This is a genomic window from Psychrobacillus glaciei, assembly GCF_008973485.1.
Taxonomy (GTDB): domain Bacteria; phylum Bacillota; class Bacilli; order Bacillales_A; family Planococcaceae; genus Psychrobacillus; species Psychrobacillus glaciei.
The window spans coordinates 3198149-3210280 of record NZ_CP031223.1; the positions used below are offsets into that span (position 1 = coordinate 3198149).

Annotated in this window: 13 protein-coding genes; 3 read left to right on the forward strand and 10 right to left on the reverse strand. The window is 34.6% G+C overall.

What is annotated here, in order from left to right:
• Positions 1-70: 70 nt before the first annotated feature.
• The 5 genes from PB01_RS15080 to PB01_RS15100 form a co-directional block, all read right to left on the reverse strand.
• Entirely contained in the window at positions 71-2008 is a 1938-nt protein-coding gene (locus PB01_RS15080) for an FtsX-like permease family protein (protein ID WP_151700958.1), read from the reverse strand.
• Positions 1980-2753: an ABC transporter ATP-binding protein gene (locus tag PB01_RS15085; RefSeq protein ID WP_151700959.1), complete on the reverse strand. Its 774-nt coding sequence runs from the start codon at positions 2751-2753 to the stop codon at positions 1980-1982. Before PB01_RS15085 ends, PB01_RS15080 begins: the two co-directional genes overlap by 29 nt.
• A complete protein-coding gene (locus PB01_RS15090; protein ID WP_151700960.1) occupies positions 2713-3759 on the reverse strand; it encodes a sensor histidine kinase in 1047 nt (348 codons plus the stop codon). The genes PB01_RS15085 and PB01_RS15090 overlap by 41 nt, the downstream gene beginning before the upstream one ends.
• A 1-nt stretch (position 3760) precedes the next feature.
• Positions 3761-4465, reverse strand: a complete 705-nt coding sequence (locus tag PB01_RS15095; protein WP_151700961.1) for a response regulator transcription factor — start codon at positions 4463-4465, stop codon at positions 3761-3763.
• A gap of 126 nt (positions 4466-4591) precedes the next feature.
• Entirely contained in the window at positions 4592-5584 is a 993-nt protein-coding gene (locus PB01_RS15100) for a lipoate--protein ligase (protein ID WP_151700962.1), read from the reverse strand.
• A 122-nt stretch (positions 5585-5706) separates the two neighbouring features.
• On the opposite strand from PB01_RS15100, the gene yhfH reads away from it, so the two are divergent.
• Positions 5707-5832: a protein YhfH gene (gene yhfH / locus PB01_RS15105; protein WP_151700963.1), complete on the forward strand. Its 126-nt coding sequence runs from the start codon at positions 5707-5709 to the stop codon at positions 5830-5832.
• 205 nt (positions 5833-6037) lie between these two features.
• On the opposite strand, the gene PB01_RS15110 is transcribed toward yhfH, so the two are convergent.
• Entirely contained in the window at positions 6038-6817 is a 780-nt protein-coding gene (locus PB01_RS15110; RefSeq protein ID WP_151700964.1) for a DeoR/GlpR family DNA-binding transcription regulator, read from the reverse strand.
• A gap of 269 nt (positions 6818-7086) precedes the next feature.
• On the opposite strand from PB01_RS15110, the gene PB01_RS15115 reads away from it, so the two are divergent.
• The gene (locus PB01_RS15115; protein ID WP_151700965.1) at positions 7087-8145 is read left to right on the forward strand and encodes an LLM class flavin-dependent oxidoreductase; all 1059 of its coding nucleotides are present in this window, start codon (positions 7087-7089) and stop codon (positions 8143-8145) included.
• A gap of 1 nt (position 8146) precedes the next feature.
• Entirely contained in the window at positions 8147-9100 is a 954-nt protein-coding gene (locus PB01_RS15120) for an ATP-grasp domain-containing protein (protein WP_151700966.1), read from the forward strand.
• A 418-nt stretch (positions 9101-9518) separates the two neighbouring features.
• Here PB01_RS15120 and PB01_RS15125 read toward each other — a convergent pair whose 3' ends face one another.
• The 4 genes from PB01_RS15125 to PB01_RS15140 form a co-directional block, all read right to left on the reverse strand.
• Positions 9519-10100, reverse strand: a complete 582-nt coding sequence (locus PB01_RS15125) for a hypothetical protein (RefSeq protein WP_192797369.1) — start codon at positions 10098-10100, stop codon at positions 9519-9521.
• A 413-nt stretch (positions 10101-10513) separates the two neighbouring features.
• Entirely contained in the window at positions 10514-10831 is a 318-nt protein-coding gene (locus tag PB01_RS15130; protein ID WP_151700967.1) for a hypothetical protein, read from the reverse strand.
• 164 nt (positions 10832-10995) lie between these two features.
• On the reverse strand, positions 10996-11442 hold the full coding sequence (locus tag PB01_RS15135) for a DUF4181 domain-containing protein (RefSeq protein ID WP_151700968.1): 447 nt from the start codon (positions 11440-11442) through the stop codon (positions 10996-10998).
• 161 nt (positions 11443-11603) lie between these two features.
• The gene (locus PB01_RS15140; protein ID WP_151700969.1) at positions 11604-12098 is read right to left on the reverse strand and encodes a hypothetical protein; all 495 of its coding nucleotides are present in this window, start codon (positions 12096-12098) and stop codon (positions 11604-11606) included.
• Positions 12099-12132 lie beyond the last annotated feature (34 nt).

Here is a 12132-nt window from a genome sequence, read left to right on the forward strand (position 1 = left end):
TATATAAAAAAAGTTTAGACTATTCAATGATTAGAGAAATTATTTTATATAAAATAAAGCACCATGAAAATCATGATGCTTTAATATGCGCTAAATACCTCCAGCGGATTAAATAGAAATAAGAAACTTGAATAACCGTGAAAGCAATCAAAACAAATAACATCTCTTTAGCGATGGAGACCGCCGCTAAGTCAACCCAAACTGCTTGCAAGTAAATGAATGAAAAAGTACTATGCACCATGGCAAGCCCCCATGGCAAAAAGAATTGTGGTATCAATTGACGATTGACAATCTTCACAAGCTCTTGCTCAGTTACACCCATTCGGCGAAGAACATCGTATTGCTTCTTATCTCGCTCCAAGTCAGTGTACAATTTAAAATAAACAAAACTTCCAGCTGCTAGTAGAAGAACTGCCGCTACAAGTAATCCCGTGAATAACAATAAAGAAAACGTAGAGCGAATGATGGAATAATTTAAACCTGGATTAACAAAGTAAAATGGAGTGGGATTTATGTTGGTTGTTCCAATCGACTCGACCATTATTTTATCTATGTCCGTTCCTATATCTTTTGTTCTAAGCCATTCAGGTACATGAAATGCGTAAAAAGTTTTGTACGATTCCTTAAGTCCATGCCCAAAAAGCGGCTCTGTTATTAGTACAAAGTCTTCATCACTAATAATAATTGTTCTATGCTCAATAACTAAAGATGGAAAAATATATTGCTTATATTCCCCTATCAAATGGAGTGGTACACTGCTCTCTTCTAGAACCGTTTGTTCCTCTTGTTGAGTAAGATTTCCAAAATCCTCTTGCGTATTCGGTACTAATAACGCATCACCTTGCTTCAAATCAACTAGTGGGAACTTCAGTGCAAGTGCTAAACTATTCACTTCAGATTCTTTAATTAGGTTTACTTGTTCATGTGTATTGGACGAAGTTTGTTTTTTGACATTAAATTTTACAAGTTCATAGGATAAGTTTTCACTTTGTAATCCTTGCGCTATTTGCATAATATGTTTTTCTTCAAAAGGATTATCCCAATCACTAGCGTAAAAAATACTCACTGGATTTAATTCACGATATTGCGCCGTAAACGATGTAAAGGAGGTAACTACCCCTACAGACAAAAAAGCAATCGTAGATACAATTGTTACAACGAAAAACATGCGGGCATTTTCACGTATTTTAATAGACCCTTCCGCAAACGCAATTAAACGAAATGGATGCCAATACAAGCTTTTCTTTTTACGAATTAGAATGATGATATACAACATACTATCTGTAAAAAATAAGTATGTACCACTCACAGCTAAAATTATAATAATAAAAGTAAGCCATAAAGACATCTTTAATAGAGAAAGTATAACTAAACTGTAGGAAGTTAGTAGTAAAACTATACCTAATATTGCTTTCCACTTTACATATTCGTCTTGTTCATTCAAATTCCAATAACCTTTTAATAATTGAATGATTTCTTTTTTTCGAATGAACACTACACTGCTAATAGAAATGATAACAAACAATGATAAGAAAACAATAATCGTTAATGCAAATGGCTTCCAAGACAAATATAGAGGGAGGCTGTCTAGTAAAAATAATTCTCGAATGACCATAAAGAAAAATTTAGAAAACGAAAATCCCCAAAAAATACCGACAGTAATAGAGATAGCGCCTAATATCATCGTTTCTAAAAAAATCAGGCGATTTAACTGATTTTTTTCCATCCCTAAATTGAGTAATAAGCCAAACTCTTTAGATCTAGCTTGTAAAAAAGCACTCATCGAATAAAACAAAAAAAACAATGTAAAAATGATTAGTATAATCTCTGCAATAAGCATTCCACCAAAGGCAATATCTCTTAAAAATTTGTCCTCAATGTTGGGATGGAACATCAACATCGAATACAAAAAAAATACCATTACAGAAAAAATACTCGCCATAAAAAATGCTGCATATACGCGACTATTCCGAATTACATTATGATAAGCGAATTGTCGAAAGGTCATTTACATTTCCACCTAATAAAGACAAAACATTTAAAATGCGTTGAAAAAATGTTTGTCTTCGATCATCTTTATAAATTTCGTTAAAGTATTCACCATCTTTTATAAAAAGCACTCGATCGCAGTAACTGGCTGCAACTGGATCATGTGTGACCATAATAATTGTTGTCTGATTCTTTTTATTCACCTGTGATAATATTTCTAATACGTCTTTTGCTGATTTTGAATCTAAATTTCCAGTCGGCTCATCTGCAAGGATAATAGTTGGTTCATGTATTAATGCACGACCTATGGCTGTTCTTTGTGCCTGTCCCCCTGAAATTTCGGTTGGCCTTTTATCCAAAATAGAAGTTAAGTCAAGTTGAGCTGCCAATTCTTTTACTCTCAGTTTCATCATTTCTACAGGCTGCCCATCAAGCGTTAATGGCAAAACCATGTTTTCCTCCACTGTTAAGGCTGGAAGTAAATTGAAATCTTGAAACACAAAACCAAGCTGCCTTCTTCTAAAGAGTGACAAATCATTTACGGTAAGTTGTAAAGGATTTGTTCCATTAATCGTTATATCTCCTGATGTAGGTATATCAATAGTGGAAATAATATTTAGCAATGTTGTTTTTCCACTGCCAGAAGGGCCCATTACTGCAAGGAATTCTCCTTTTTCAACTTCAAAGCTTATTTGATTAATGGCAAGATGAGCTACTTTTCCCTCATATACTTTCGTCACTTCTTCTAGTGTTAATATCGACATCTTGCTCGCTCCGTTCTTCTTGTTCTTGCTGTTTAAACACGATTGAGACAGTCGTTCCTTCACCAACTTTAGTAGTAATCGTCATTTCATGTCCAAGACGATTGCAAATTTCTTGTGCTAAATATAATCCCATACCTGTAGATTCACCTGTTTTTCGACCATTTTCTCCCGTGAAGAATGCTTTTGTTACCCTTTTTATATCCGATGTAGGAATACCAATTCCTTCATCTCGAACAGAAAAGATGACATTTTCATCCATTATTTTCGTCTCAAAGTAAACTTTTTTATTTTCCTCAAATGTATACTTAACAGCATTTGTTAAAAACTGCGCGATGACAAATTGAAGCCATTTTGTATCCGATGTAATAATACAATTATCATCGATTGATATAAATGGAAACACATGATGTCCTATAAATAAACGTTTGTTTTCCGTCACGACTTTGCTAACTAGTTGCTTTAAGTCCACTTGTTCTATATGCATATCCTCTTCAAATGTATCTAATCTTGCATTCATTAAAACAGCATCTAGTCCCCTTTTTAAACGATCCGTTTCTTCGGATACACTCATAGAATCGATTTGATGCTCGTTTTGTACCATCAGCTCTAGTACGGAAATAGGTGTTTTCATTTGATGAACCCAGCTATTCATAAATTGTAGATGTCTATTTTGCGTTGCATATAGTAATTGCACTTCTTTCTGATAAAGCCTGTAAATATGTTGCAAGTACATTTCCACCTGTTTAATTTCCGGAGATTGAGCTTCACGCTGCAAAACCACTTCAATTTTGGTTGGAACGGAAAGAATCTTTTTATAAAAAGAATATTTCTTTACAAACAACGTTCCTAAAAAAGTAATCGTTAATATACTACTAATAACAATTGAATATATTGCTGTATCTAAGTTTCGAAACCCATCTAACCAATACAAGAGCATGATAAATAATACTAATAAAAATTGAAAGATAAGAAAGATTACATGTTCTCGTATAAACAATCGGAACATATTAAGATTCCTCCGAACTTAGGATCAATCGATAGCCCGCTCCTCGAACCGTTTCAATCGTTGACATGACATCATAATCTGCGAGCTTTTTCCGAACACGCGTCATATTTACATTGAGTGTATTTTCATCCACGAATGACTGGTCATCCCATAATTCTTCTAATAACTGCTCTCTTGTAACAAGCTTCGGATAATTTCGCATAAGCAGCTCTAATATTGTACATTCTTTCTTTTGTAGTGGTATTTCCTCTGTTGCTATATGCAGTTCCATTCTCTCTAGAAATAATTGAAGTTTTCCTACCTTCACAATTCGTTCTTCTTGTTTTGCAGCATATTCGCCATATGTTCTTCTTAAATGGCTTCGTATTTTTGCAAGGACGATTTCATAATGAAAAGGTTTCGTTATAAAGTCATCACCGCCATTTTCTAAAGCAAAAACTTGGTCCATTTCTCCTGATCGTGCGGAAACAAATATAATAGGACACGTTGTAAATTGACGGAGCTGGCGGCACCAATAATAGCCATCATACGATGGTAAATTTACATCTAATAATATTAAATGAGGGTCAAACACTTCAAATTCCTCTAAAATGGAATCGAAGTTTTGTATAGTATGCACTTCATAATGATATTTACGTAATGTTTCTGCAAGTAATGCAGCAATTTTCCGATCATCTTCCACAACTAAAATACGATGTATCATCATATGGATCCTCCTCGCCAAACAGTCTCTCTCTATCATATCAAAAAAGAGCCCAACATACGTTAATATGTTAGACTCTTCCATAAATAATGAAATACACATCGGCATTCATTTACCAGCTCAATAAGTTTAGTAAATAAGTTGAACTAAATCTTCCAATGAAATACCGCCAAAATACTTTGGTACATCAATATTTTCAAGTGCTTCTTCAATTGCTTGTTTACTGTAAGGCTTTCCTGTCAATAATTCTTCTACTTCTTCCATATCACCAACACCAAAGAAGTCACCATAAATCTTCACTTCTTCCATAATCCCTTTATTCACTTCTAATCGTACATCTATCCCGCCTGTAGGGAAACGATGAGAATGCTTCATATTAAACTTAGGTGATTTTCCGTAATTCCAATCCCATTGTTGATAGCGTTCTTCCGAAAGTTTGTGGATATTCTCCCAATCTTTTTCTGTTAGCTCCCAATATTGGATATTTTCTGCACCACCGAATATGGAAGACAAAATTTCAGATCGAAATTGTTCAATTGTCATTGGTTCTTTTAATAGGTCAGCAATGTTTGTCACACGGCTTCTGATTGATTTTATTCCTTTTGATTCAATTTTTTCTTTGCTTACTTTTAAAGCAGAAACGACCGCATCAATTTCTGTATCGAACATTAACGTTCCATGGCTAAACATTCTACCTTTAGTTGAAAACTGAGCATTCCCAGAGATTTTTTTCCCTTCTGCTAAAATGTCATTTCGCCCAGATAACTCTGCATCTACACCCATTTTCTGAAGTGCATCCACCACTGGTTGTGTGAACTTTTTAAAATTGCGAAAGCTATCTCCATCATCTTTTGTTAAGAAACTAAAGTTAAGATTTCCTAGATCATGATACACAGCGCCACCACCAGAAAGTCTACGTACAGGAATAATCCCGTTCTTTTCCACAAATTCTGTATTAATTTCTTCTATCGTATTTTGGTTTCTTCCAATAATAATAGAAGGTTCATTTATGTAAAACAGTAGAAAAGAGTCTTTTTCTACATCCATTGTTTTTAATGCATATTCTTCAATAGCAAGGTTAATACGTGGGTCAGTGATTCCTTTATTATCAATAAAATACATCTTCATCTCTCCTTTATTTTATTTTAACCGAAAGTCCAAACAATATGTTGACAAATGTTCTTGTGTTCTATTACAATTCATATAATTTAAACAGTTATATAACAGATGGAGGTGGAACAACTATGTTAGAAAACGTAATTGAATTTTTCCGTAACCTGCCTGAAAAAAAATGCGCTACATGCGGTGAGACTATAGAAGAGCAGCATGAATGCTATGGAAACCAATGTGATCAATGTAATACCCTTTAATTATTGAAAAATGCCAGCTAGATTAATTTCATTTCTAGTTGGCTTTTCTGCTTTATTTGCGTTATGCCCAGATTAATTTGCGTTAATCGACTTTGAAATTGTGCTATAACTAGATTAATTTGCGTTAAGCAATCTTGAAATTGCGCTATAAGCGATACGACTAAAAACGCTTATCTCACTATTCCATGAGATAAGCGATTACTTTTTATGAAAGTGACTCATTTATACCAGCTACAATTACTTCAATTCCTTGAGCTCTAATACTATCAACATTATCCTTGGTGGTCTCTTCATCTGTAATAATCTTATCGAGCTTTTGAAGCGGATACATTCTGCTAAAGAGATCTATCCCAAACTTTGAGTGTTCAATAAGGCCTATTACTTTTTTAGAGTTGTCATAAACGGTTTTATGGAAAATGGAAACTTCAGGCGTCGCTGTGCTCAAGCCCTTTAGTGATAGACCGCCTGCAGTTGCAAAACATAAATCTATCGTGAATTGGCATGCAAATTCATTAGCCAATGCATCCGTTATATTCCCAGAGCTTTTCACTGCTCCACCAATCAAATATAGTTGGATATTTTCCACTTCCCGCAAATAGTACGCTACTTCAACCGCATTCGTAATGACAGTGAATTCTATGTGTCTAGGCAAATACTTCAGCAGAACATAATGAATTGCCGCTCCACCAATAAATACAGTTTGCCCTTCATTAATATAGGTCACTGCCTCCTTAGCAATTGCATTTTGATACTCCATAACATCTCCGTACCTCATAGAGGGAGGAATGGGCATCGTCCGAACATTCGGAATGGGAATTGCCCCTCCATGTGTTCTTTTAAGTAATCCTTGTTCTTCCATTATCGATAAATCACGACGAATGGAATCAAGGGAAAGATTGTATTCGTTTGCTAATTCTTTCGCTAACAAACGACCTTCTTTTTTCAATTTCTCTAAAATCTGTTCACGTCTTTCTTCGGAAAACATTTATTCATCCCCTTTTTCTAAATTGTTATTCCATTTTCATGTTTGTAAGGGTTTTTCCAATTTCCCTCCCATTACATTCATATTATTTCATGTTTGTTCTTTTTTATTAACGTTTAATATCTTTAATATTCATTTTCATTCTTGTTTGTCCACGTTTGGGAATACTAAATACATAAATTTCATATTCTATTGTCTAAAACATAGTATTGTGGTAGGATTACTTTTAATTAAATATTTCTGAATATATGAAAAGTGAGGAGCATTCTTACATGAGATATGGTTTTTGGTTACCGATTTTCGGTGGATGGTTACGAAATGTAGAAAATGAGACAATGCCCGTTTCATTTGAATATGTAAAAGAGTTGGCTCAAAATGCGGAGCAATGGGGATACGACCTAACATTAATCGCGGAACTAAACTTAAATGATATTAAAGGAATAGATGCTCCTTCTTTAGATGCGTGGTCAACTGCAGCTGCTATTGCAGCAGTTACAAATAAGCTAGAAATATTAACAGCGATTCGCCCTGGTTTTCACAACCCTGCATTGTTAGCCAAAACCGCCACTAATATCGATCATATTAGTGGGGGACGTTTGTCACTAAATGTTGTATCTGCATGGTGGGAAGAAGAAGCAAGACAATATGGAGGCATCTTCACTGCCCATGATGAGCGCTATGCTCGTACGGAAGAGTTTATTTCCGTATTAAAGGGTTTATGGACAGAAACTCCATATTCATTCAAAGGTAACTTCTATGATTACGAGAATACCTATTTAGAGCCTAAACCAGTTCGAAACAAACATATCTCGTTATATGCGGGTGGCGAAAGTGAAACAGGAAAACAAACAATCGCAAACACATGCGATTCCTATGTTATGCACGGTGGGACAATAGAAGAAATTGCGGAAAAGATTGCAGATATGAAGCATCGACGTCAAAATTTAGAAAAAGAACCTTTAAAAAATTTCGGGATGGCAGCTTACATTATTTGCAGAGATACAGAAAAAGAAGTGCAAGAGGAACTTGCACGAATTACTAATGTAACAGAAGGATCAGCTGGCTATGCAGGCTATAAAGACTTTGTAAGCAAGTCACATTTAAATGTAGACATCCAACTGCAAGATTACTCGGTTTCTAATCGTGGGCTACGTCCAAATTTAATTGGAACACCTGAACAAATTGCTAAAAAAATTATCGAATTTGAAGAAGCAGGGGTCGATTTATTAATTTTACAATTTTCACCACAACATACCGAAATGAAACGTTTCTCCGAGCAAGTAATGCCACTAGTTGAACAATTAAAACTAAATAAGCAAGGGGTCAATTAATATGTCAAAAATATATGTAATACATGAAAATGATGAATGGACTGTACATCTAACTAATCGATTGGAAGAATTGAACCTTCCCTATGAACTTTGGCATCTAGATGAAGGAATAGTAGATTTAACTTCTGAACCACCAGAAGGAGTTTTTTACAGTCGAATGAGTGCATCCTCTCATACACGTAATCATCGATATGCACCTGAATTAACTGCTGGCATTCTTACTTGGCTAGAGTTTCACGGTAAAACTATTTTTAATGGTACAAAGGCATTGCAGTTGGAAATTAGCAAAATTAATCAACAACTTGCATTAGAAAAGGCAGGTATTCGTACACCGAAAACAATTGGTGCGGTTGGTCGGGATCAAATAGTGCGAGCGGCTAAAAAAATCGGTGTGTCTTCATTCATAACGAAGCATAATCGTGCAGGCAAGGGATTAGGAGTACAATTATTTCATTCAATTGAAGCTCTTGAAAACTACTTAGATAGTAAAACCTATGAGCACCCAGTCGATGGGATCACACTCATCCAAGAATATATACAATCCCCTGAGTCCTTTATTACAAGAGCGGAATTTATTGGTGGAAAGTTCGTCTATGCAGTTCGAGTAGATACATCGAATGGATTTGAATTATGTCCTGCGGATGCCTGCCAAATAGATGACTTATTTTGCCCAGTGGGTGAAGAAAAAGAAGAAAAACCAAAGTTTGAAATTATTCAAGCCATTAATGTAGAACAAATCGGTAGATATGAAGCATTCCTGGAAACGAATAAAATTGCTGTCGCAGGGATTGAATTTATATCAGATGCAAACGGTACAGTATATACGTATGATGTAAATACGAATACAAACTACAATGCGGATGCAGAAGCCAAAGCTGGAAAATATGGTATGCTTGAGCTAGCTAAGTTTTTAGAAAAAGCTTTGTTGAATGAACAAAGTAAAATAACGGTGTAACAAGAAAAGCGAAAGCACCCTTTAAGTGCATCTCGTCTCCTCCATTTCCCGAGTGTTTTGGACGAAACATTTGCTCCTGCGGTTACTCGTCGCAAAAAAAGTTTTGGCTACACTATTAACGGGGACTTTTTATGGATGGGGATGTGACTGTGTCACTTCTCCATCCATTTTTTTCGGTATTCTTGTGACGGTAGTTTGTCCTTCGCCCTCATCTTATCTTTGCGAGTGTTCACGGAACTTTGGAAACCACAGATAAGGTAATGCTGAGGAACTTCACATTCTAAGTGACAAGATTATACATGTTATTTCATAGAAAATAAAAATGCACATAAAAATGAGCTGGGAAACGTATCTCCAAGCTCATAGTATTTTTCTTTTCATTTATTACTAAAGCACCCGTTAGTGAAAACTCTTTTTTCTAATTACTATTTTTAACCCTAAATTCAACCTGTGCTTTTATATTATATTTTTTCTCTTGTTCAGTTTCCTCGCTGGCTATAATATAAAAGTTTGCAATGCCATTTACAACATAACGTCCTTCTGGAAATTTCTTATTCATTATTTTCCTTATAAAATCTATATATTCTTTTTTATCCTCCGAATCGTACCCGCCACTTCCCCTATATTCTGCACGGAGTGGTTCCCCTTTTATTAGTTTAGTCCTTAATAATGGTTCATCCATACCGTATCCTATTTCATAATTTCTCGTAGTCTCAACCATTGGAAAAGAGAATGGCGAAGCTGAATGAAAAATTTCAATTTCTCCTTTTCCGCCTGTATATTCTAATTCAGCATAAACTTTTATAGGTTCATTCTTACCGTATTCAGCTTTTTCTGTCACAAGTCGATATACAAAATCTTCTTCTATGACCTCGGCTTTTGTATCTAATGGTTCGTTATCAGACGGTTCGTTATCAACCTTCTCGTTATTGTTTTGTTGACAGCCCAATAGCCCTATTGATAAAAGTATTAAAGACACAATTAAACTAAGTTTTTTCAATATCATCCCTTTTTCTTTTTATAAATTAGACAAAGATAAAGTGCATTCGTTTCAAAAGTTTACCTGGTAACTTGTTCAACTAACCTGCTGTGTTAGTAAAAAAAGCTTTACTCCTTATTGAAGTAAAGCACACCGTTAGCCATCCATGAAGCGCACAAACCCGCGCTTCACCACAGAGAATGAAAATGGTTAGAGGAGTCAATACTAGTAGTCCACCGAAATCAATAGACTTATTAATATCCGCTCTCCTCTTTTTTTTACGATTAAGCAGGGGTCTTCTTAAGTATTGTCATTTTTCTTTTCTTGAAGAAATTAATTTTCATGGTAGTTCAATAAGAAAAAAGAGTAGCCTTAGCAACGCAGATTCTTCAACTAATGCACTCCGTTAGTTGAATAAGAAAAGTGAGGCTTATTCAACAATTGCCCCTATCCCGATATAAAAACAACGTAAGTGCATTTAATAAAATGGTAACAATGACAAGTACCGTTGAAGCAACAGCTACACCCTGCATTTCCGACAGAGCAGACCAGTCTTTAATGTTGACCAAGTAAAGGTTATAAAAAATTTGTAAACATATTGCGATAGCGCATGCGCCGAAACTGATAATGGTAAGAGCAATCCATTTCTTATTCATCTGTTTTTTACCTACCGCAAGATTAATAATAGGAATTATCCAAGCTACTAATCCAAGTACCAAACTGCCGATGTTAAGCCAACCAGCATCGAACATATTTCATCCCACCTTCATTTTTTCTTTCTAATTTATCCTCAACAAAATGGCCCGATTGTTGAACACAAGTTAAACAACACAATTCAACTAACCTGCTGCGTTAGTAAAAAAGACTCTACTCCTTATTGAAGTAAAGCACTCCGTTAGTTGAAGAACAAAGTTCGTTAAAACATACCAAAAAAGTTAGTTCTTAATATTGAAATTGCTAATATCATGCCAAATACTAACTGACTTAAAGTAAAAATATATGCGTTTTTATTATCCGAATATTTCCATTCCATTAATGCTCGAACTGCCTCGGACAATATAGTTAAACCGAATAATAAATACCATGGCTCTAAGAACCAAATTCGTTCTGTATAATCTCGAGTGACATTAATAAAAGATCCCAATATTATAAAAGCGATGAAAATTATTCTAATCGTCCAATCAATTTTTTGGTGTTTGTCATTCACATGGTTATGTGAAAAACGCTTCTTCTTTTCAACTTTCAACCACCTTCTTATAAATGAACCAAAAATAATAAACAATATTAAAAAAATTACTATCACGAAGATCAACTTAAGCCAGACTATCGGTTCAATACCAAACACAATAACATTACCGCCCATTCAATGCAGAATACTTATATTATTATTCTACGGTTAATAATCACAATTGTTTCACCCTGTGACATTAGTTCAACAAGAAATAAAGAGATGCATTTGCAACCCATGAGTTAAACTAAAGCACTCGTTAGTTGAATAAGTACTCTTCAGTACCATTTATGCAATCACTCTCTATCGGAAGTCAAATCAAATTCATATTGACCAAAAACATTTTCATACCCTCTTACCTTAAATAAAAGTTTCCCTTTATTATCAATTCCGGTTATTTCTAAAATAACTACTACTTTACTTGGTTTATAAGAAGGTAAATAAGCTAGACTCTCAACTTCTGCCTCAGTTTTGTTAATTGGATACTGTAAGTATAAACTTCTATCATTACCTGTGTCTTTTATTTGATGACTATATCGACTCGTTTTTTCTCCGGGTTTTAATTGATTGATAGTACCTAAATCCTGATATACATGATAACCACTAAAAGAAAAATAGAAGTTTAAATCCGTTATTACTTGTTTACTTGAATTATAAACTTCAATTGTCACACCATTATCGTATTTTAAAAACGCTCCTTGCTTTGCCCATCTCAATAAGTTCGAAAATACCAAAAGAACCAGAAAAAAAGAAGTAATGCCGATTATTGTGTATTTCAGTATTTTTTTCATTTTATTCTCTCCCTTTCTACAACTAAACTGCACC